Origin of the sequence: Aeromonas sp. s9, from assembly GCF_040907765.1 — a bacterium.
GTDB lineage: Bacteria > Pseudomonadota > Gammaproteobacteria > Enterobacterales > Aeromonadaceae > Aeromonas > Aeromonas caviae.
This window is the reverse complement of the sequence record NZ_JBFOCK010000100.1, coordinates 72,578-92,826: the sequence shown is the minus strand read 5'-3', so window position 1 is coordinate 92,826 and position 20,249 is coordinate 72,578. Positions and strand designations below refer to the sequence as shown.

Sequence of the window (20,249 nt, the reverse complement as noted above, 5' to 3'; positions counted from 1 at the left end):
CAGATTGAGGCGGTGGCGATGGACATGAACACGGCGTTCGACCTGGAGGTGAAGCAACACTGCCCGCAGGCGGAGGTGGTCTACGACCTGTTCCACGTGGTGGCTCGCTATGGCCGAGAGGTGGTGGACCGGGTGCGAGTGGAGCAGGCGAATGCACTGAAAAGCGATAAACCGGCGCGAAAAGTGGTCAAAAGTGCGCGTTGGTTGCTGCTACGTAATCGGACGAAGCTGAGTGAAAAACAGGATGTGAAGTTGCAGGAGCTGTTGGCGGCGAATCAACCGCTGGCGATGGTGTACGTGCTGAAAGAGGCGTTGAAGGGCATCTGGTATGCGCCGAGCGTGTGGGAAGGATGGCGACGATGGCGGAGCTGGATGCGGCAGGTGAAGGAAAGCGGGCTAGCGCCGCTGCAACGATTTGGTCGAAATTTATCGAAATATATGCGGGGGATCCTGGCGAGTGCAAACTACCCGATGCACACGAGTGTGCTGGAAGGGGTGAACAACAAGATCAAAGTGATAAAGCGCATGGCATATGGATTTAGGGACTCAGAATACTTTTTTCTGAAAATCAAGGCGGCCTTCCCCGGAAAGCCGCGATGAACCTTTTTTTATGCCCGTTTTTCGCCATCTCAGGGGAGGGATAGCACCCTCACCCACATGGCCCCCTTGCCCACCTCGCTCCGTGGGCCCGGGGTGAGCTGGCCGCTTTCGGGGTCGATGGCATGCAGCGCCACCTCATGGGATTGCTGCCCGGTCGCGATGAGCCAGTGGCCGCTGTGGTCGATGGCAAAGCCCCGGGGACAGGCCTCGGTCGGGAAGTGGCCGAGGGCGGTGAGGGCGCCATCTTGGGGGGAGACGCCGAACAGGGTGAGCAGGCTGCTGGCCCGTTCGCTGGTGTAGAGAAAACGTCCATCCGGGGTCAGGTGCAGGTCGGCGCCCCAGCGCTCCCCTTCATAGCCTGGGGGCAGCATGTCCAGGCTCTCGCGCGCCACTATCTGTCCGTCCGCCTCCCTGTGGTAGCGATTGAGGGTGGCATCGAGTTCGTTGAGGCAATAGAGATCGCCGTTGTCCGGGTGCAGTGCCAGATGGCGGGGCCCGGCGCCGGGGGCGGTGTGAATGTCCCCCAAGGGATGGGGAACCAGCTTCTCGTCCACCAGGGCAAAGCGGCGCACCCTGTCCTCCTTCAGGCAGGCCACCAGCAGCTCCTGCTCCCCGTTTTGCCCCGCAAGCCAGGTGACCGAGTGGGCCGCCATCAGGTGGTCGAGACGCTGGTGAGGGGGCTGCATCCGGCCCGCCTGATCCTGGCGGGAGACGGTGACGTGGTTGAAGGCGTAGGAGGCGGCAAAGAAGAGGCGGCCGCTCCCATCGGTGCAGGTGTGGGAGGCGCTGCCGAGCAGTGGCGCCGAGGTCGGGGCCCCGAGCCGCCCATCGGCGGCGATGGGGAAGCTCAGCACCCGAAAATCGGGGCGCACCCCCGCATGGAGCCAGCGCCGGTCCGGGGTGATGACCAGGGGCTGCACCTCGCCGCCGGTCTGCACTTCCTGCAGCGGGGCGAGGGTGCCTGCCTCGAGGCGAAACACATGGATCAACCCGCTCACCGGGTTGGCCACATAGACCACTTGTTGCATTGCATCTCCTTTGCGACGGCCGTCCGTCGGGTCAAGGGAAAGGGGAGCCCCGGCGTCTCAGGCGGGGATCAGGATCTCGCGAATGACGGGCACCACTGACAGTGCCAGCAGGGCCGCCATCACCTGGTTGAAGCGGCGACGGGCAAGATCGTTTGCCAGCCAGCGCTTGAGCAGGGAACCGCACAGGAGCCAGAGTCCGACGCAGGGGAAAGAGACGATGAAGAAGGTCAGGGCGATGACGAGGTGCTGCTCAAAGGGGTCGCTCCCCGCGCTGGTGAAGGCGGCGATGGCGCCGGTGGCAACCACCCAGGCCTTGGCATTGACCCACTGGAACAGGGCTCCCTTGAAAAAGCCGAACGGGCGGGCCCCGTTGCTGTCAGCCATCCCGTCCGTCGGGCGGGCGATGAGCCAGGCAAGATAGAGCAGATAGAGGGTGCCCGCGCACTTGATGAACATGTGGAGTTCGGGGAAGCGGGTAAAGAGCTGGCCAAAGCCGAGCCCCACCAGCAACAGCATCAGGGTGAAGCCGACGCAGATCCCCATGAGCAGGGGCAGGCTCTTGCGTATCCCGACGCTGGCGCCGGCGCTCATCACCATGATGTTGTTGGGGCCGGGGGTGACCGATGCCGAGATGGCAAAGAGCACCACGGCGTAGAGCGAGTCCATTGGGTTCCTCGTGCAGACAGTCCGTTGTCTTCCCTATATTGGGGGCGATCTGCGCTTTCCAAGGCGGGGGGCGGGCAGAAAAAAACAGGCCCCGTGAGGGGGCCTGTGACGCGGGCGGGATCAGACGGGCTGGTTCCCCGCCGGCGGCAGCGCCGGGCGGGATTCCACCTTCTGTTCGTCTCCCTGCATGTTCTTGATGTAGACGTCCATCTGGTTGAACGCGATCTCGATGCCATGCTCGCGGAACAGCACGTCGATGCGGCGGTTCAGCTCGTCGATGGCCGGGTTGCGATCCCCCAGCTCGCTCACGAAGAAGCGCAGCTCGTGATCCAGGGTGCTGGGCCCGAAGGTGAGGAAGTAGACGATGGGGGCCGGGTCTTTCAGCACCCGGCTGTTCTCCATGGCGGCCTGCATCAACAGCTTGCGGGTCAGATCCAGATCCGAGCCATAGGCCACCCCGACCCGGGCGATGACCCGGGTGACGGTGTCGGACAGGGACCAGTTGATGAGCCGCTCTATCATCAGCTGCTGGTTCGGGATGATCACCTCCTTGCGGTCGAAGTCGGTGAGGGTGGTGGAGCGGATCCTGATCTTGTTGACCGTGCCCGAGATGGTGCCGATGGTGACGGTGTCGCCGATCCGCACCGGGCGCTCGAACAGGATGATGATGCCCGAGATGAAGTTGGAGACGATCTGCTGCATGCCGAAACCGATACCGACCGAGAGACCGGCGGCCAGCCACTGCAGCTTCTCCCACTGGACCCCCAGCATGGCCAGCGCCGTCAGGCTGCCCACCCCGATCAGGGCGTAGTTGAGCATGGTGGTGAAGGCGTAGGCCGTGCCCTGGGCGAGGCGCAGCTTGGAGAGCACCAGCACCTCCAGCAGGCCCGGCAGGTTGCGGGCCAGCGACAGAGCCGCACCAAACACGAACAGGCCGGTCAGCACGTCGCTCAGGCTGATGGGATAGAGCACGGCGTTGGCCCCGGTCCCCTCGCTCTTGTGCCACAGCACCACGCTGTCGAGGTAGGTGAAGACCGCCACCAGATCAGACCAGAGCCAGTAGAAGGCGACGCCGAACACCAGCAGCAGCATGATGCGGGTCAGACGCAGGGACTGCTGGCTGACCTCTTCCAGATCCATGGGCTGCTCTTCGATGGCTTCGCCCCCTTCCGCATCCTCCTGGGTCTTGTGTTCCCGCTTGGCGACCGCGCGGCGATAGGCCAGACGACGGGCCGCCAGCTCAAGACCGCGCAGGGCGGTGCGATAGACCAGACCCCAGATGATGATGAGGTAGAAGGACTCGATGAGCCTGCCGGTGAGTTTCAGGGCCGTGTAGTAGTAGCCAAGGGCTGCCAGTACCATCAGGGCCACCGGCGCCAGCGCCAGGGAGACGGCGGTCAGGGTCTGCAACATGCTCGCCTCGCCCTTGATGCGGGCGCGGGAGATGGGCAGCACCAGGTAGGCGGTCAGCCCCAGCAGCAGCATGGTCATGCCCTGGCCGATGACGTCGTTGCCAAGGGAGGAGGGTTCCACCACCGCCTTGGTCGACAGCATGATGAGGGGCAGCAGGGGCAGCCAGAGGTAGCGCATGCTGTTGCGCTTGGCCTGCAGCTCGTCCCGCGGCATGCGGAAGTGGGTCTCGCCGATGCCCCCCGGTCGCATCACCGACAGGTAGACGCTGAACACCAGGTAGCCGAGGGCCAGGTTCAGGGTGATCTGGAAGATGAGTTTCGGGCTCAGCAGGCCGCAATAGGCGAGCAGCAGGCCGGCGGCCAGGATGAAGAGGGTGCCCGGCAGGCGTTGCAGCACGGTGAACAGCAGGGCACGGGGGGTGTGCCACTGACTGTCCTGACGAAAACGTCCCAGATCCTTGACGATCTTCTTCTGGCGCTCGAGCAGGGTGCCGCGCTTCCACAGCAGCAGGCCCCCCACCAGCAGCAGGGGCAGTGCCAGCAGAGAGACTGCCAGCAGCATGTCGCCCCAACCGCTCCAGTCCGGTTTCAGCACCCAGTCGGAGGCCTGCTTGAAGGCCTGGGCCGGCCAGGTGATGAACCACTTGGCATCGATGGGCTTGTTGCTGCTCACCCAGAAGATGTGCTGCTGCAGGGTGAACTCGATGGAGGCATAGACCCGGGTGAGCTGCTGTTGGGTCAGCTGCAGGCTGATGGCGTTGGTGAGCTGGGCATCCATCTGGCGGTTGAGCTGATCCAGCAGGCCGATGCGGGTGTCGATGAGCTTGGCAAGGCTGGCCCTGTCTTCGTCGCTCACCGTCTCGCCGCTGCTGGCGATGAGGTTGTCCAGATACTGGTTCTTCTGGAACAGCTGGTCACGCTGCTGGCTCAGTTCGAACTGGGCCAGATGCAGGTCGGCGATCTGCTCCTCCAGGTTCTTCACCAGAGTGGAGGGGGCCGCTTCCAGTTGCTGGTAGAGCTGATAGAGGATGCGCGAGAGCAGCAGGTTGCCCTTGAGCATCTGCACCTGTTCGTTGAGGTTGCGCTCGGTCTGGGTGCCGCGCTCCAGCATGCTCTTCGCCTGCAGGTTCTTCTGGGCCAGGGTGTTGAGGCTGTTGGTGGAGCTGATGAGTTGCTGGCTGAGCTGGTAGTTGAGCTCCTGCTCTTTTTGCACCAGGGGGTTGTCTTCGGCGGCCACCAGTTCGCCGGTCTCTTCGGCGGTCTTCTCGGTATCCCCCAGGCGCTTGGCGCTGCTCTGCTCCTGCAATGCCTGCAGTTTCTGCTCTTCACTGGCGAGACGGGCACTCTGGTAGTCCCGTTGCTTGACCACCAGATCCTGCATGCTGGTGCGGTTGTCCAGCTCCTTTTGCAGGTTGGCCAGTTGCAGATCCAGCAGGGCCAGTTCGGCATTAAGCTTCATTTTCTCGGCGCTGCTCACCCCGTCCCCGGCGTTGAGGCGGGTGCGGATCTCCTGGCTACGCTGATAGGCGCGGCTCATGCTGGCCTGGGCCCGCTCCGGCAGGGTCTGCAGGTTGGTGATCTGGCTGCCGATGGTGCCAAGGGCCTCCTGGGCCGCCTGCATGTTGGCCATGATCTCGGGTTGGCGGGCATCGAGCTCCGCCAGGCTCATGGTGGCGTATTCGCTCTTGAGCTGCTCCGGGCTCTTGCCCTGGGTCAGGGCGTCGAGCTTGGCGCCGATCTCCTTGAGCTCTGCCGGCAGGGTGCGCAGGCGTTCGCTCTGGGTTTTGGCCTTGCTCTTCTCCTTGTCGATGCTGTCGAGGAGGGAGAGGGTATCAGTCAGGAACTTCTGGTCCGCCTGCTGGCTGGCCGTGGGGGTGTCCGACTTGCCGAGGGCATCGAGCGCCCGCTGCACGGTGGCGCGCTGGGGCAGATCCTGCGCCAGGGTGCTCGGGGTCCAGAAGGTGATGAGTAAACAGAGCAGCGGCAGCAGGGTGGCCGAGGCTCTTTTGAAGCGTGTTGAGAGCATAAAGCGTCCGGGTGATTATGCGATGTTCGGGGGATTTTCCACCAGGGTAAAATCCGCGTGGATTCTAGCACCGGCGCAAGAGGGGCAGCAGGGGGAGAGATAAAAAAAAACGGCGCCCGCAGGCGCCGCTTTCATCGGTTCAGGACTGATTACAGTACGTGAACGGAGGCGGTGTTGGTGGTACCGCTCGGTACCAGGGCACCGGAGACCATGACAACCACGTCACCCTTCACGCCCATGCCGATTTCCAGCGCAGCTTCTTTGCCGATGCGATAGAAGTCGTCGGTGGAGGCGATGGAGTCAACCACGTGAGCAACCACACCCTTGGTCAGCACCAGCTGGGCAGCGGTCTTCTTGTTGGTGGTGATGGCTAGGATCCAGGCTTTCGGGAAGTATTTGCGAATGGCCTTGGCAGACTTGCCGCCTTCGGTGGCAACCACGATCAGCGGGGCGTCCAGTTTCTCGGAGGTCTCGACCGCGCCTTTGCAGACCGCTTCGGTGATGCGCAGCTTGTTGCTGTCGTTGGCAGCAGACAGGTTGGAGGGCATCACGGCATCGGTACGCTCGCAGATGGTGGCCATGATGGTCACGGCTTCCAGCGGGTACTTGCCCTTGGCGGACTCACCGGACAGCATGACTGCGTCGGTACCGTCCAGGATGGCGTTGGCCACGTCGCCAGCTTCGGCGCGGGTCGGACGCGGGTTCTTGATCATGGAGTCCAGCATCTGGGTCGCGGTGATGACCACTTTGCGGGCTTTGTTGCACTTCTCGATGATCATCTTCTGGGCGAAGATCACTTCTTCTACCGGGATCTCGACACCCATGTCGCCACGGGCAACCATGATGCCGTCGGAGACAGCCAGGATCTCGTCGAAGTTGTCCAGGCCTTCCTGGTTTTCGATCTTGGAGATGATCTGGATGTTCTCGCCGCCGTGGGCTTTCAGGTGCTCACGGATTTCCAGCACGTCTTCTTTCTTGCGAATGAAGGAAGCGGCAACGAAATCAACGCCTTGCTCGCAACCGAAGATGAGGTCGCGCTTGTCTTTCTCGGCCAGGGCCGGCAGCTTGATGGAGACGCCCGGCAGGTTGATGCCCTTGTTCTCGCCCAGGTCACCGTTGTTGAGCACTTTACAGATCACTTCGCGCTCGGTGATTTCGATGACGTCTAGGCCAATCAGGCCGTCGTCAACCAGGATGCGGTTGCCGACGCGCAGGTCGCTGGCAAAACCGGCATAGGTGACGGCGACTTTGTCTTTGTTGCCCACCACGGTCTGGTCGGTGGTGAAGGTGAAGGTCTGGCCGGCGACCAGGGAGACGTCGTTGCCGCCTTCGAGCTTGATGGTGCGGATTTCCGGACCCTTGGTGTCCAGCAGGATGGCTGCGTGCTTGCCGGTTTCGGCCATGACAGCGCGCAGGTTGCTGATGCGACCACCGTGTTCGGCGTAGTCGCCGTGGGAGAAGTTCAGGCGCATGACGTTCATGCCGGCATCCAGCATCTTGCCCAGCATTTCTTTGGATTCGGTCTTGGGACCGATGGTGCAGACGATTTTGGTCTTTTTCATGTCAGTCTTCATGGTTAAGGAATTTCCGCCGTGCAATATACACCAGTTTTTGGATACTTTTTATGATCCAGAAACAACGTTTTGAGCGAAAACGGCCTCAATTTGAAAGATAACGTTTTCGCTCACAGCTCATTTTAGGGGCTAAAATAATTGATTTTCCGCAACTGAGGCCATTTGGTTCCCATTTCTGGCCCCGCATCCTGCCCGATCCCATGTTGTTAAATGACAAACAACAGGGTCCCCTTGCCGGGGCGATCCGGCCCGATGCCGTTGGCCGTCATCCAGTGTAGTCACTCCCTCCCGCGGCGTCAGGGCGAAGCAATGCAAGGCTGGAGCCGGTTGGCCTACAGCGGAAAAAAACGCCGCCCCTCCCGGCACGCCGGGAGGGGCGGCAGCCCTCTGGATCAGCCGAAGAACCAGTAGCCGCGGTTGACCAGCCGGGTCAGCAGTTGCAGGAAGCCCGCCTGATCGGCCAGTTCCACCAGCGCGTCCTGGGTGATGATGTCCTTGTCGCACAGGAGTGCGATGGCGGCCGGATCCTCGCTTGGCAGGGTCCAGGCTTCGCCGTCGATGTAGCAGGTGCGGCTCTCGCCGCTGAACCAGACGCTGCGCAACCCCGGCACCTTGATGGCGGGCTCCCCCTGGCTCAGCAGGTCGGCCACCTCGTCGGCGCTGTAGTCCGGCTCCACCGGATTGACGTCCAGATCGTGCTTGGCCTCGGAGATCATGGTGCCGAACCACTCCTTGAACAGGGTCTCGTCGTCGAGGGCCTGTTGCATCAGCTCCCGCAGGCGGTGCAGCTCATGGGGCTGGATCTCCCCGTGGCGGGCGCGGGGCTGGAGGTCCGGGTCGCCGTAACGGTCGGTGCGGATCTCGTTGTCGATCAGGTGATCGGCAAAGGAGGAGACAAGGGCCTTGGCGTCCGGCGCGCGGAAACCCACCGAGAAGTTCAGGGAGGGCTCGATGGCGTAGCCCTCGTGGGGGAATCCGGGCGGGATGTAGAGGATATCGCCCGGCTCCATGATGACGTCGATGATCGCCTCGAACGGCTCGCAGTGCAGCAGGGCGGCGTGGGCGGCGAACTCGTTCAAGGGCTTGGCATCGCCGACCCGCCAGTGGCGCTTGCCCTGACCCTGGGTGATGAACACATCGTAGTTGTCGATGTGGGGACCGACCCCGCCGTGAGGGGTGGAGAAGCTCACCATCACATCGTCAAAGCGCCAGCCCGGAATGAACTGGAAGGGCACCGCCAGCTCGTGCACCTCGGGTACCCAGTGGTTGCACGCCTGCACCAGCACGGTCCAGTTCTCTTCCCCCAGGTGATCGTAGGATTCGAAGGGGCCGTGGGCCGCCTCCCACTTGTTGTTGAAGCGGGTGACCAGGCGCGATTCAATCACCTCCTCCATGGCCAGACCCGCCAGCTCGTCCGGGCTGATGGGATCCTGAAAGTCGGTGAAACCGCCCTTGATGAGGAGCGGGCGCTTCTGCCAGTAGTGCTCGAGGAAGTGAGCGATATCCAGATTGAGTTGGTACATGGTGCTTCTCGTATCTTGTGAGAGGGCTTGCCCAAGGCGGGCTTGGGCAAGGGCTCTGAAATGGCCCGATAGAGGGTGATCATATCAAATGGGCCAAAATCAACGGGGGCCCTGCCGTCATGACAGAGCCCCCGCCGGTTCGGTTACATCACTTATTTCAGCAGATCAACCAGACGCTGGGCGTCGCCGATGTAGTTGGCCGGGGTCAGCTTCTTGAGCTCGACCTTGACCGCTTCCGGCAACTCCAGGGTGTCGATGAAGGTGCGCATCCCTTCGGCGTCGACGCGGCGACCACGGGTCAGCTCTTTGAGCTTCTCGTAGGGCTTCTCGATGCCGTAGCGGCGCATCACGGTCTGGATGGGTTCCGCCAGCACTTCCCAGTTGGCGTCCAGATCGGCGGCCATGGCGTCCGCGTTGGCTTCCAGCTTGGAGATGCCCTTCAGGGTCGCCTGATAGGCAATCAGGGAGTAACCCACCGCCACACCCAGGTTGCGCAGCACGGTCGAGTCGGTGAGATCACGCTGCCAGCGGGAGATGGGCAGTTTGCTCGCCAGGTGCTGGAACACGGCGTTGGCCAGACCCAGATTGCCTTCGGAGTTCTCGAAGTCGATGGGGTTGACCTTGTGGGGCATGGTGGAGGAGCCGATTTCGCCGGCGATGGTGCGCTGCTTGAAGTGACCCAGGGAGATGTAACCCCAGACGTCACGGTCAAAGTCGATCAGGATGGTGTTGAAGCGGGCCAGGGCGTCGAACAGCTCGGCGATATAGTCGTGGGGCTCGATCTGGGTGGTGTAGGGGTTCCAGGTCAGGCCCAGGGAGGTGACGAACTCCTCGGAGAACTGGTGCCAGTCCACATCCGGGTAGGCGCTGATGTGAGCGTTGTAGTTGCCCACGGCACCGTTGATCTTGCCCAGCAGCTCCACCGCCATGATCTGCTTGAGCTGGCGCTCCAGACGGTAGGCGACGTTGGCCATCTCCTTGCCCATGGTGCTCGGGGTCGCCGGCTGACCGTGGGTACGGGAGAGCAGCGGCATGTCGCGGTACTCGACGGCCAGGCGCTTGATCTCGCTGATGAGCTTTTCGCAATAAGGCTTGATCACCTCTTCCCGGGCGGTCTTCAGCATCAGGCCGTGGGAGTTGTTGTTGATGTCTTCCGAGGTGCAGGCGAAGTGAATGAATTCGCTGACGGCGGCCAGCTCCGGGTTCACTTCCACCTTCTCTTTCAGGAAGTACTCCACCGCTTTCACATCATGGTTGGTGGTGCGCTCGATCTGTTTGATGCGGGCGGCATCCTGCTCGTTGAAGTTGCTGACGATGCCGTCAAGCACGGCATTGGCTGCCTCGCTCAGGGCAGGGACTTCCGGGATCCCGGCGTGGCTGGCCAGTTTTTGCAACCAGCGCACCTCGACTTCGACGCGAAAACGCAGCAGACCGAATTCGGAGAAGATAGGGCGCAGGGCATCGGCCTTGTCGCCATAACGACCGTCAATCGGGGAAACGGCAGTCAGCGCGGACAGCTCCATGGGGTGAACTCCTGATGATTGGTGTGGGGGTTAAAATCGTTTGGCCAGTTCCACCATCTTCTTGCGGGCGAAGATGATCTGGGTACGGCTGCCGCCGAGCTGGCGCCACAGCACCACGGCGCGGATGCCTGCGAGCAGCAGGGCGCGCACCTTGTGCTGCACCAGGGGCTGCTGCAGGAAGAGCGGGGTGCCCGCCACCTGGATGCGGGGCCCGATGGGGCTGATAAGGTCGCTGTAGATGCTCGCCATGTTGGCCAGGATCTGCTCGTCGAGCAGATCGAAATGCTGTTGCTGGCGGCCGATCTGGCTGATCCGCTCCCCCAGCATGTTGAGGATGTCCTTGCGCTTGGCGAGCTTGCGCTCCAGCGCGATCAGGCTCACCACGTAGCGGGTCAGCTCGGCATTCTTCTGGCTGCCGTCGGCCCCCAGCTGTTCCACCAGGGCGCGATAGCCGTCGCGAATGGCCAGGTGGCTGCCGAACACTTCCAGCGGCTGCGTGGGGTTGGTGACCAGAATGCTTTGCAGGCTCTCGCGCAGGGAGGCTTCGTCGCAGGAGCCGTCACGGGCCACTTTCTGCACCAGATAGGCGGCCTGGCAGATGCCTGCGAAGGCCATGGTTCTGTCTTGGAATTTGTCGCTCATATCTTCATGGCCCTGTTCTGTTCTTTCACCGGCCGATGCCATGATCCGGCCTGGACGTTGCCAATCATGTATCGCTGCCTGGTACTGTTTTTCTTTGTCCCCTCTCCCTCAGGGAGAGGGTCAGGGTGAGGGTGGTTACCCCCTCATCCCCAACCCTTCTCCCACGAGGGGAGAAGGGAGTACAGCGCGGACGCTCGTGAGCGCCCAGCCCTTAGACCGGATGGCTGAAACGTTGTTCGATGATGCCACCGCCCAGACACACTTCCCCGTCGTAGAAGACGGCGGACTGGCCCGGGGTCACCGCAGCCTGTTTCTCGTCGAAGATGACCCGGATGGTCTCATCGTCGATGGGCTGGATCAGGCAGGGGATATCTTCCTGACGGTAACGGGTCTTGACGGTGCAGCGGCGCGGCGCGCGAATGGGGGTGCGATCCACCCAGTGCAGCTGGCTCGCGACCAGGCCGTCGGAGTAGAGGCGGGGGTGTTCCCCTTGTGCCACCACGAGCGTGTTGCGCTCCACCTCTTTGTCCACCACGTACCAGGCCTCTTCGGTGGCATCTTTGCGACCGCCGATGCCAAGCCCCTTGCGCTGGCCCAGGGTGTGGTACATCAGCCCCTGATGCTCGCCGATGATCTTGCCGTCCACGGTTTCGATGGGACCGGGCTGGGCGGGCAGGAACTTGGCCAGGAAGTCCTTGAACTTGCGCTCACCGATGAAGCAGATGCCGGTGGAGTCTTTCTTCTTGGCGGTGATGAGATCCAGCTGCTCGGCGATGCGGCGCACCTCGGGTTTTTCCAGATCCCCGACCGGGAACAGGCTCTGACCCACCTGGGCTTCGCTCAGGGTATAGAGGAAGTAGCTCTGATCCTTGTTGGTATCCAGACCGCGCAGCAGGCGCGGGCGGCCGGTGCTGTCGTCACGGCGCACATAGTGGCCGGTGGCGATGTAGGTGGCCCCCAGCTCTTCGGCGGCAAACTCCAGGAACGCCTTGAACTTGATCTCCTTGTTGCACAGGATGTCCGGGTTCGGAGTGCGACCCGCCTTGTACTCTTCCAGGAAGTGCTCGAACACGTTGTCCCAGTATTCGGCGGCGAAGTTGATGGTGTGGAGTTTCATCCCCAGCTTGTCGCAGACGGCCTTGGCATCAGCCAAATCCTGGGCGGCAGAGCAGTACTCGTCCGTGTCGTCTTCTTCCCAGTTCTTCATGAACAAGCCTTCGACCTGATAGCCCTGCTGCTGGAGCAGGTAGGCCGAGACGGAAGAATCCACGCCGCCGGACATGCCGACGATCACCTTGATTTGGCTGTTGTCTGTCATTAGTCGAAGTTACCAGTTCGTTTAAACGGGGCGTATTCTACCAGAGTTTTGCGCCCCCGGTCACATCTCCCTGCCACCGTTCCCCTTGGAAGCCCGGTGGCGGGAAATCGTTTTTCTTGTCTCGGCCCCATAGCGTCAAAAAGAGCGTCCAATGGCGCTTAGATAAAGGCCTTGAGGGCCGACAGCGGCAGGCGGGTGCCTGCCAGATAGTCCTGGATACACTGCCACACCAATGGGCTTCGCAGGGCGGGCTTGCACTCGGCAATCTCCTCCAGGCTGAGCCAGTGACAGGCCAGTACGTCACCGTCGGGATCCTCTGGATGGTGCTGACCGGGCGACTTTTCAAGGTCGAAGATGACGGCGGTGCGCACAAAGGTGGCCTCGCTGTCCGCCGGTTTGAAGAGGTAGACCCCAAGCCAGCCGGTGGGCGCGGCGGTGAGTCCGGTCTCCTCCTTCAGCTCGCGGCAGGCCGCCTGGATGAGATCTTCTCCCGGCTCCACGTGGCCGGCGGGCTGGTTGAAGCGGCGCTGGCCCGCAATCTCCTCTTCCACCAGCAAGAAACGCCCCTGCCAGTGCACCAGAGCGGCCACGGTGAGGCGGGTGGGCAGCGGTGGGTGATCGCTCATAAGGACTCCTTGTCTTGTTGGCTGTGCCCCGGCAGGGGCGCTCGATGCAGATCCGCTGTCGCCTTCATTCAGAGGGCTTGGTGCGAGCCGGACGGCGGGCGGTGGTGCGCCCGCCGCTGCGATTGCCGGGGCGCGGGTCTGCCCCGCGGCGCTCCCGCCCTTGGCGTGGATCCTGATCTGTTGGCCGGGCGGTGCGGGGGGCGCGGCGGCCAGTGCCCCCGGCTGCGGCGGATGCCCGTGGTTTGCCTTGCGTGGCGGCTGGTCGTGGCGCGGGTGCCAGCTCGGGGGCGGGCAGGGCGCGGCTCTCCCCCGGTGCCAGCCCATCGAGGGTCCACTCCCCGATGGCGTAGCGGATGAGGCGCAAGGTGGGGTGGCCGATGTGGGCGGTCATGCGCCGCACCTGGCGGTTGCGCCCCTCCACGATTGTTATCTCGAGCCAGCAGGTGGGGATCTCTTTGCGCTCGCGTATAGGCGGGTTACGTGGCCACACCGCAGGGTCATCCATGATGCGCGCCCCGGCGGGCAGGGTCATGCCGTCGTTGAGTTCCACACCGGCGCGAAGGGCGGCCAGTTTCTCCTCGCTCGGGATGCCTTCCACCTGCACCCAGTAGGTCTTGGGGGTCTTCTCTCCCGGCTGGGTGAGGCGCGCCTGCAACTTGCCGTCGTTGGTGAGCAGCAAGAGCCCTTCGCTGTCTCGATCCAGCCTGCCCGCGGCATAGATGCCGGGCTCGGTGATGTAATCCTTGAGGGTCTCGCGGCCCGCCTCGTCGGTGAACTGGCAGAGCACCATGTAGGGCTTGTTCAAGAGCAGCAGCTTGCGATCCGCCGGGGCGGGGGCCGGTTTGCGCTCGTTGACTCTCCCTGCGTGCCGGGCCTCCCGGCGTTCGGATAGGTGCACCGTGGTGGGCCCGCTGGCCGTGCGGCCTGCGTCAGGGCGGGCGGAGAGGGAGAGACGGGGACGGGCTGATTTCATCGCATGCCTACCAAAAACAGGGGATGGCGGAGTGTACCACAGGGGGCGGCCATCAGGGGGAGAGCGGGGCTTCCCTCTCGGGTCAGGGGGAGGCGGTGTCCGGCGCCAGTGCAAGGGAGAGGCGCAGCATGTCCTTGTGCTGGATGCCGTGCTCCATCAGGGGCTCGGGATAGTGGATGAGGAAGTGATCCTTCACGACGGCATGGACGCGAAAGCCGTGGCGCTGGTAATAGGTGAGCTGGTGGCCGAAGCTGCCGGTACCGAGTTCGACGCGGCCTATCCCCTTCCCGGTCAGGTTCTCCAGCACGAAGCGCAGCAGGCCGGAGCCGATGCCCTGCTGCTGGCGGTTGGGGGCAACGGCGATGTTGAAGATCTCGGCGGTTTGCTCCCCCACCAGGCCCGCCACGCAGGCCCCCACGACCTCGTTGTCCGCCAGGGCGGCAAAGCCCCAGGCCCCGGGCAGGTAGGCGGCGATGCGCGACGCGGCGGGATCGGCCTCCAGCAGCAGGGCCAGCGGCAGGTGGGCGGGGTTCATCTCGACAAACGTCATCCTTGTTTCTCTCCCTGTTTATGACGGCGCGCGGCGCGCAGCACGATGGCGTGCTTGACCGATGTGGTGGCTCGGGCGGCGTTCCTCTCGTACGGCATCTCGCCCGGTGTGGATGCCATCAGCTGGATCTGGGTCTGCCACTGCTGCTTGCTGTGGGCACGCCCTTGCCCCTGTGTCCCGATGGGGTTCACCCGCGTCTCATTGGGCGTCATGCCGGGGAACAAGGGCGCTGGTCCCCGGGAGCGGCGCCGGGCGGTTGAGCAGGAAGACCACCTCACCCCGGTAGTGGGGGGAGGCGGCCAGTGTTGTCTGCCAGGCGGGATCCCACTCCCCATCCTGCACCAGCCCTACCTTGAACGGGATGGTCAGGTGCGCCATGGCGGGCAGATAGGCCTGATAGCCCGGCACCGTGCGCGTGCCCTGATAGGTCTGGATCACCAGCTCGTCCACGGGCAGGCGATTGAGCTCTGCCACGTCCCCCGTTTTCGCCCAGTCGAGCAGCCCCGTCACGCTGAGCTTGCACCCGGGAGGCAGGGCACGCCGCAGTTGTTGCAGGGCGTTGCCATAGCGATCGAGCTGGCGGGTCGCCGCATCGAAGTCGATCTGGATGCCCGCCACCCTGGCCCCGGCCGCGCGCCACCCCTCGTAGAGGCGCACCAGCACCTGCTCGTGGGCGGGGGAGAGGGGGAGGGCGTTGACACGCACCACCAGCCAGACCTGCCCGGCCTTGAGGGGGAAGGGAACCCGCCCCAGCTTGACGAAGCGGGGGCCGCCGGGTCTGTCCAGGATCTCCCCCTGATGCAGATAGAGGGTGCTGGCCTGTTCCAGTACCGGCTGGTGGCGGGTGGCGGACCAGAGCCAGAAGGCGTCATAGGCGCTGGCATCGACACTGGCCTCAAGGGGGGTGGCCAGGGTCGTCAGCAGCAGCGCCAGCAGGGCGCGTTCAGGGGGGCTGCTCATGGCTCACCAGTAGTATTTGAGGGATCTGGCCCACACCGAGTTGCCATAGCGCTGCTTGAGGGTGTTGAACCAGGCCTGCCGGGTGCGTTTGGGGATCTCCTGGCTGTCGCAGCTGTTGTAGCCGGAGGGGGCATAGCACTGGATGGCGCGATAGAGGGCATAGCTCTTGTCTTCGGGCTCCGCCTTGGGGTTGGCCATCACGGCCTGATAGAGGGCGAGGCGACTCGGGAACGTGGGACGCTCGTCTTGCGCCAGCCCCCAGATCATCTCGCGATCCTGCCACAGGTCGATATGGGGATCCCGGCTGCGCAGGTACTCCCCGAAGCAGTTGAGGGCATGACCATCGTCGGGGCGCTGCACCAGAGTGCCAAGGGTCTGGGCCAGATCCCGGCAGTGGTAGCCCTGGGGCGTCCCCTCTCCGCGCCACTGGAACGCCGAGAGGCGCACATCCCCGTTGGGCACGGGCTCCCAGGGCGCGTCGGCGGGAGGGGTCGCCTCCTTGTAATCGGCGGGGATGAGGGCCACATCCTGCAAGAAGGTGGCCGGGTCGTTGGCGATGAGATCCCGCACCAGCAGGGTATGGAGCGCAATCTGCCGCTCCGCCGCGCTCGGGCCCTGACTGGCTTGCTGGCGCAACAGGGCGGGTTCGGCCTCCTGCTTGAGCACGGCCGCGCGGATGCGCAGCTGGGTGATGGGGCTACCCGGCTGGAAGATGGCGGCCGTGTTGCCGGTGCGTACCCAGTGATCCGCCAGCACGTTCTCCACGAACGCCTGCTGGGCCTGACCCAGGGGGGAGGCCACCAGCGCCATCAGGGCCTGCTCGGCCTTGTCGAAGGCCTTCATGCCCTGCCAGGCCCAGATGCGCAGCATCTGGTGGCTGAATGCCAGGGTGGCGTCCTCCTGCCCGGGGGAGGGCAGGGCCAGCACCTGCTCGAACTGCTTGTCCAAAAAGAGGACGTAGGCCTTGAGATAGGCCGCCTGCGCCTGGTGACCGGTTTTTTGCAGGTGCGCGATGGCGTCGTCCAGCTGGGCATCTTGCCAGTCCCGCGGCCGCTCATAGGTCGGTCTGAGACCCCGCAGGGCATTGACGAACAGCAGCGCCGGCTGGGCCGAGTCCTGATAGGCCGCCTGATGGCGATAGGCATCACCACTGAGCAGGGTGAGATCGATCTCGTTGACCAGAGCCTCCAGCGCCGGCAAGGGCTGGCGGGTTGCCATGGCCTCGTCATAGGCATCCCGCAGGGCGCCGAGATCACCGGACATCCACTGGATGCGTCTGAACAGTCCTCTGGTCGAGCTGGCGTAGCGCCCTTGCGGGTAGGCCACCAGATAGGCCTGACCCTGGGCCATGGCGCGGCGAAGGGCCTCCTTGTCGCTCCTGGTCACGTCCTGATCGCCGTATTCGTCCTTCGCCTCTTTCATCGCGAGGTTGATCTCCGTGCGCATCACCATGTAGGTCGCGCTCTCGGCCACCCAAGGGGCCTTGGCCTGCGGCAAGGCGGCAAAGCCTGCGCGGGCCTCCTCGAAGCGGCTCTCGTAGAAGTGCCGGGCAGCCTGCAGATACCCCTGCCACTCCAGGGCAGCACCGCTCATTTCGGTCGCGGGGGCCGGGCTCTCTTGCTGCCCCAGGATCAGCAGACGGCTTCGCAGCAGCGACGTGCGCTCCGGGGCGGGCACCTCGCTCTGCTCGAGGGCGTCCAGAAACGCGCTGACCGAGGAGAGGGAGTTGGAGATGGCGTGGCCGTAGAGGGAGTCATGGCCCGCGTAGTGCTCGAGCAGCGGGGGGAGGGACGGGTCGTAGGCGGCCAGCCGGCTGCCGAGCTGCTCGCGCAGCGCCGGGTCCTCCACCTCCTCCGGCTGGGGGAGGCGGGTGAGGTAGAACAGCGGCTGGCTGCGCTCGTTCAGCGGAGCTGCCGGCAGGGTGAAGGGGAGGGGGTGATGCTGGGCATCCCCCAGCAGCATCAGCAGGTTGCCCCGGGTGTCGTTCTCGTTGAGATAGAGCGGATAGGTGGGGAGAGGGCAGTCGGTGAGCCAGAAGCCGCACCCGTCACCGTCGCCGGAGGCGAGAGCGGGCAGTGCAACCAGCGTCATCGCCAGCACCGAGCAGTGGGTCAGAGATGTCATGGGATCGCTATCCGTTTGTGGGCCCGCGCCGTGCATGACGCCCGGGCCGGAAAAGGGGGTTCGCAGTGGCGGGCAATAGTACGAAAGAGGGTCACAAACGACAACCAATTCTGACCTGGTCTGCGCTCTCCCTGTCAAGACGCCTGCGCCATGCCCCTGTCCCGAGCGCGTGCTCTTTGCTGCTTTGCAGGTGTCAGCATCTGCCATCGCCATACATCGCCATACAAAAAGGGCGAATGTGGATACTTATATAGGGGGCTCTTCGGTGCGAAAGAGCGCCTTGCCGCAGGCGAGGCAGGTGTGGCGAAAGCGATGATCAGGCCAGCCGGTCTGGGGGTGGCCCAGCACCTTGTCGGAGCCGCAGGCGCAGCAGCGCGCCCCCAGTTCATCGTCGATGGCGCATTCGGGATGCTGGTGCAGGTAGTCGGCGCGGGTAGGCAGACGCAGCCAGTCGGGCTGGGCATGGCGCTGGTTCCAGAAATAGCACCCATAGAAGGTGCCTGCGGCGACGGGCAGGGCAAACCACCAGAAGAGATCCATGTCATGACTCCGACGAGAGGGGATGAGGGCGGCAACAACCCGCTCAGCAGGCGCGGTGCGGCCCCATTTTATCGGGGCGGGAGTGGGGCGGGATATGCCCGGATGGGTAACAAGCGAACCTGCTGGTGGTCGGGCTGGCAAGCCGCAGGGCCGGGGTTGGGGATTATCTATCCATTAAAGAGATGGGTTGCGTCATAACCTATCGCATTTTTGGATGGACAAGGGGGCCTTTCCGGTCGCAAAACCCGGAGAGCGGGGCGTTTTTGTGAAAAAAATGTGCATACACTCATCATGCCGATCTCAAGGGCGTCATTGAGCGAGTGATAAATATCAAGGTATTGATATAAATGGCAAAAATGGTGTTTTTATCAGGCGTTTTCAGGGTGAACGATGGGGTTTCATAAGGAGCTTTAACCCATTTTATAGATTGGTTTTTGCATAATCAATCGTTTATTTTGTTGGACAATTGGGGAAAACCTGGTGTCCAATCGGGTGAGCAGGTTGGCCAAACAGTGCCGTCAGCCAGTGTGTAACCCGAGATGTAAGGAGACATCCTGATGGAAAAACTTGACCAAAAAATCGACACCATGCGCCAGGAATTCGAGTCCCAGGGGCAAAAACAGGCCCAGGACAGATGGCAGGCCAGGGTCGATGAACTGCAACGGGAGCGCAGCGAAGCGCCCCAGCCGGAAGCGGCAGAACACTAGCCCCTGGCGGCCTTGTGGCCACCAAGTGAGCGCATAATGAAAAACCACCGCCCTGTTTGGGGCGGTGGTTTTTTTGCGCAGTGGCTAGAGGCGATAGAGGTTCTGGGCCGCATCGAACAGCTCCGCGCTCTCGCCGGTGCCGCCGTTGAAGACGGTGTGGAAGAAGCGCAGCACCTTCTCGTTGGCGAGGGCATCCCCTTCGAAGTAGGCGTGAGAGTCCCCCACATGGGGCTGATTGGTCACGTCCACATAGGTGGCCGTTCTGGCGTCCAGCCGCCGGGTGTAGTGGCCGAGCCTCACCTTTTGCTGCTCCCCCATCTTCATGCGCGATGCCATCAGGGCACCATCGCGCTCATTGATGGTGATGTAGAGGCGGTTGCGACACTGGATGCGGTCGACCCACTGGGCGTGAAGCTCGTTGTTGGTGTCGGCGGCGGCCATGATGATGTTGTCGAACAGCAGCTGGTTGGCGTGGTAGGTCGTGCTGCCCAGCAGGTGTTTGAACAGGTAGTTGCCCATGCTGTGCAGCAGCAGGTTGATGGTGAAGGGGCAGCGCTTGTTCACCTCCTTGGCGAAGTAGCGATCCCAGGCCTCGCCGTTGTCGGCGAACTTCTTCTGGGCCTTCTCTTCCAGTTGCGTCACATACTGGCCGTTGAACTCGTCGAGCAGCCCCTTCATCTTCTCCAGCACCCGGTCAAGGGCACCGGCCGAGGCCAGGGCATCGCGCTTGTCGCTCTTGTAGCTCAGCACGCCCCGGGCGCCGCCGCCATTGGCGGGCCAGCTGAAGCAGAGCACCTCGACGCCGTACCGGGCCTCGAGCCCCGCGGCCCGTTCCAGCACATCGTCAAGATCGTTGTTGAAGCCGTGTACGAACAGCAGCAGGTGTTTGCCGGTCTTGAGCTTCTGCTTGGCCGTGCTGCCGGTCCCGGCGCAGCGCTCCAGCAGCTTGCGCGCCACATAGGCGCTGGCCGGGTGGGGGAGGTCGGGGTCAAGGCCGACGCTGGCGGCCATCTCGGCGGTGATCTGATCCGGCAGCAGGTCCAGCTGCCACTGCTTGCCCTGACGCCGGGCCTCGGCGAGGCGCAGTTCGTTGGGGCCCTCTGCGGGTTTTTCGCCAAAGATCTCGCTGGGGGTCTTGCCCTGCTCGTTGACCATCCGGTTGGTGACGATAAACATGGTGTTTTCCTTGTTGTCGTGCTCTCTTCATGATCGGCCACGCCCCGGGCGCCCCGATCACTGGCAAAGAGCCTAGTCCGGATCCGGCTGCCTGTCCCCCGGCGCGCCTTGCCTCGCCAAAGGGGTTACGACGATGTAAAGGCGAACGGGATTTGGGGGAATGGCGCCTTCGGGGCGGCGAGGGCAGGGAGAGGCTGTCATCACTAGAGGAAGAGGCCCGGATGGACGGGGCCTGCGCCTCGTCAGGACCAGAGGGCAGCGAGGGAGTAGGGGATCCTCAG

17 protein-coding genes and 1 pseudogene are annotated in these 20,249 nt (G+C 63.5%); 2 read left to right on the top strand and 16 right to left on the bottom strand.

Annotated elements, in window-relative coordinates:
- Positions 1–600: pseudogene (locus AB5Y54_RS19365) on the top strand (ISL3-like element ISAeme19 family transposase); the annotation flags it as partial.
- A 29-nt stretch (positions 601–629) separates the two neighbouring features.
- On the opposite strand, the gene AB5Y54_RS19360 reads toward AB5Y54_RS19365, so the two are convergent.
- The 15 genes from AB5Y54_RS19360 to AB5Y54_RS19290 all read right to left on the bottom strand — a co-directional run bounded on the left by AB5Y54_RS19360 (position 630) and on the right by AB5Y54_RS19290 (position 18,085).
- Complete coding sequence (locus AB5Y54_RS19360) at positions 630–1,628, bottom strand: beta-propeller fold lactonase family protein (protein ID WP_368154210.1); 999 nt, start codon at positions 1,626–1,628, stop codon at positions 630–632.
- 57 nt (positions 1,629–1,685) lie between these two features.
- Complete coding sequence (locus AB5Y54_RS19355) at positions 1,686–2,294, bottom strand: LysE family translocator (RefSeq protein WP_279976701.1); 609 nt, start codon at positions 2,292–2,294, stop codon at positions 1,686–1,688.
- A gap of 120 nt (positions 2,295–2,414) precedes the next feature.
- A complete protein-coding gene (gene mscK, locus AB5Y54_RS19350; protein ID WP_113978176.1) occupies positions 2,415–5,732 on the bottom strand; it encodes a mechanosensitive channel MscK in 3,318 nt (1,105 codons plus the stop codon).
- 149 nt (positions 5,733–5,881) lie between these two features.
- Positions 5,882–7,294 carry a pyruvate kinase PykF gene (pykF, locus tag AB5Y54_RS19345; protein WP_010673615.1) on the bottom strand — a complete coding sequence of 471 codons (1,413 nt, stop codon included), beginning with the start codon at positions 7,292–7,294 and terminating at the stop codon, positions 5,882–5,884.
- Between the two features lie 404 nt (positions 7,295–7,698).
- A complete protein-coding gene (locus tag AB5Y54_RS19340) occupies positions 7,699–8,829 on the bottom strand; it encodes a cupin domain-containing protein (RefSeq protein WP_102948718.1) in 1,131 nt (376 codons plus the stop codon).
- A 152-nt stretch (positions 8,830–8,981) separates the two neighbouring features.
- Positions 8,982–10,352, bottom strand: coding sequence for an adenylosuccinate lyase (gene purB / locus AB5Y54_RS19335; RefSeq protein WP_010673617.1), 1,371 nt, complete (start codon positions 10,350–10,352; stop codon positions 8,982–8,984).
- A 30-nt stretch (positions 10,353–10,382) separates the two neighbouring features.
- Complete coding sequence (hflD, locus tag AB5Y54_RS19330) at positions 10,383–10,994, bottom strand: high frequency lysogenization protein HflD (protein WP_010673618.1); 612 nt, start codon at positions 10,992–10,994, stop codon at positions 10,383–10,385.
- 211 nt (positions 10,995–11,205) lie between these two features.
- A complete protein-coding gene (gene mnmA / locus AB5Y54_RS19325) occupies positions 11,206–12,312 on the bottom strand; it encodes a tRNA 2-thiouridine(34) synthase MnmA (RefSeq protein ID WP_010673619.1) in 1,107 nt (368 codons plus the stop codon).
- 158 nt (positions 12,313–12,470) lie between these two features.
- On the bottom strand, positions 12,471–12,938 hold the full coding sequence (locus AB5Y54_RS19320) for an NUDIX hydrolase (protein WP_039039255.1): 468 nt from the start codon (positions 12,936–12,938) through the stop codon (positions 12,471–12,473).
- Between the two features lie 64 nt (positions 12,939–13,002).
- A complete protein-coding gene (rluE, locus tag AB5Y54_RS19315) occupies positions 13,003–13,911 on the bottom strand; it encodes a 23S rRNA pseudouridine(2457) synthase RluE (protein WP_368154209.1) in 909 nt (302 codons plus the stop codon).
- An 82-nt stretch (positions 13,912–13,993) separates the two neighbouring features.
- Positions 13,994–14,461 (bottom strand): GNAT family N-acetyltransferase, encoded by a 468-nt coding sequence (locus tag AB5Y54_RS19310; RefSeq protein WP_323917652.1) that lies wholly within the window; start codon positions 14,459–14,461, stop codon positions 13,994–13,996.
- Positions 14,458–14,652, bottom strand: coding sequence for a hypothetical protein (locus AB5Y54_RS19305; protein ID WP_180320999.1), 195 nt, complete (start codon positions 14,650–14,652; stop codon positions 14,458–14,460). The genes AB5Y54_RS19310 and AB5Y54_RS19305 overlap by 4 nt, the downstream gene beginning before the upstream one ends.
- Before the next feature lie 7 nt (positions 14,653–14,659).
- Entirely contained in the window at positions 14,660–15,421 is a 762-nt protein-coding gene (locus tag AB5Y54_RS19300) for a DUF3142 domain-containing protein (protein ID WP_182957685.1), read from the bottom strand.
- 3 nt (positions 15,422–15,424) lie between these two features.
- Entirely contained in the window at positions 15,425–17,545 is a 2,121-nt protein-coding gene (locus AB5Y54_RS19295; protein ID WP_368154207.1) for a hypothetical protein, read from the bottom strand.
- 246 nt (positions 17,546–17,791) lie between these two features.
- A complete protein-coding gene (locus AB5Y54_RS19290; RefSeq protein ID WP_042879347.1) occupies positions 17,792–18,085 on the bottom strand; it encodes a hypothetical protein in 294 nt (97 codons plus the stop codon).
- A gap of 557 nt (positions 18,086–18,642) precedes the next feature.
- Between AB5Y54_RS19290 and AB5Y54_RS19285 the strand changes: the two genes are divergently transcribed.
- Positions 18,643–18,792: a hypothetical protein gene (locus AB5Y54_RS19285; RefSeq protein WP_010673628.1), complete on the top strand. Its 150-nt coding sequence runs from the start codon at positions 18,643–18,645 to the stop codon at positions 18,790–18,792.
- An 84-nt stretch (positions 18,793–18,876) separates the two neighbouring features.
- On the opposite strand, the gene AB5Y54_RS19280 is transcribed toward AB5Y54_RS19285, so the two are convergent.
- Positions 18,877–19,968: an alpha/beta hydrolase gene (locus tag AB5Y54_RS19280; protein ID WP_368154205.1), complete on the bottom strand. Its 1,092-nt coding sequence runs from the start codon at positions 19,966–19,968 to the stop codon at positions 18,877–18,879.
- Positions 19,969–20,249: the final 281 nt, after the last annotated feature.

Bases quoted from the DNA above. Each gene is read 5' to 3' on its own strand.
- AB5Y54_RS19295 (WP_368154207.1), bottom strand. From the start codon at position 17,545: ATGACATCTCTGACCCACTGCTCGGTGCTGGCGATGACGCTGGTTGCA.
- AB5Y54_RS19280 (WP_368154205.1), bottom strand. From the start codon at position 19,968: ATGTTTATCGTCACCAACCGGATGGTCAACGAGCAGGGCAAGACCCCC.
- mscK (WP_113978176.1), bottom strand. From the start codon at position 5,732: ATGCTCTCAACACGCTTCAAAAGAGCCTCGGCCACCCTGCTGCCGCTG.
- AB5Y54_RS19360 (WP_368154210.1), bottom strand. From the start codon at position 1,628: ATGCAACAAGTGGTCTATGTGGCCAACCCGGTGAGCGGGTTGATCCAT.
- AB5Y54_RS19320 (WP_039039255.1), bottom strand. From the start codon at position 12,938: ATGAGCGATCACCCACCGCTGCCCACCCGCCTCACCGTGGCCGCTCTG.
- AB5Y54_RS19340 (WP_102948718.1), bottom strand. From the start codon at position 8,829: ATGTACCAACTCAATCTGGATATCGCTCACTTCCTCGAGCACTACTGG.
- mnmA (WP_010673619.1), bottom strand. From the start codon at position 12,312: ATGACAGACAACAGCCAAATCAAGGTGATCGTCGGCATGTCCGGCGGC.
- AB5Y54_RS19355 (WP_279976701.1), bottom strand. From the start codon at position 2,294: ATGGACTCGCTCTACGCCGTGGTGCTCTTTGCCATCTCGGCATCGGTC.
- hflD (WP_010673618.1), bottom strand. From the start codon at position 10,994: ATGAGCGACAAATTCCAAGACAGAACCATGGCCTTCGCAGGCATCTGC.
- rluE (WP_368154209.1), bottom strand. From the start codon at position 13,911: ATGAAATCAGCCCGTCCCCGTCTCTCCCTCTCCGCCCGCCCTGACGCA.
- AB5Y54_RS19300 (WP_182957685.1), bottom strand. From the start codon at position 15,421: ATGAGCAGCCCCCCTGAACGCGCCCTGCTGGCGCTGCTGCTGACGACC.
- pykF (WP_010673615.1), bottom strand. From the start codon at position 7,294: ATGAAAAAGACCAAAATCGTCTGCACCATCGGTCCCAAGACCGAATCC.
- purB (WP_010673617.1), bottom strand. From the start codon at position 10,352: ATGGAGCTGTCCGCGCTGACTGCCGTTTCCCCGATTGACGGTCGTTAT.
- AB5Y54_RS19290 (WP_042879347.1), bottom strand. From the start codon at position 18,085: ATGGATCTCTTCTGGTGGTTTGCCCTGCCCGTCGCCGCAGGCACCTTC.
- AB5Y54_RS19285 (WP_010673628.1), top strand. From the start codon at position 18,643: ATGGAAAAACTTGACCAAAAAATCGACACCATGCGCCAGGAATTCGAG.
- AB5Y54_RS19310 (WP_323917652.1), bottom strand. From the start codon at position 14,461: ATGACGTTTGTCGAGATGAACCCCGCCCACCTGCCGCTGGCCCTGCTG.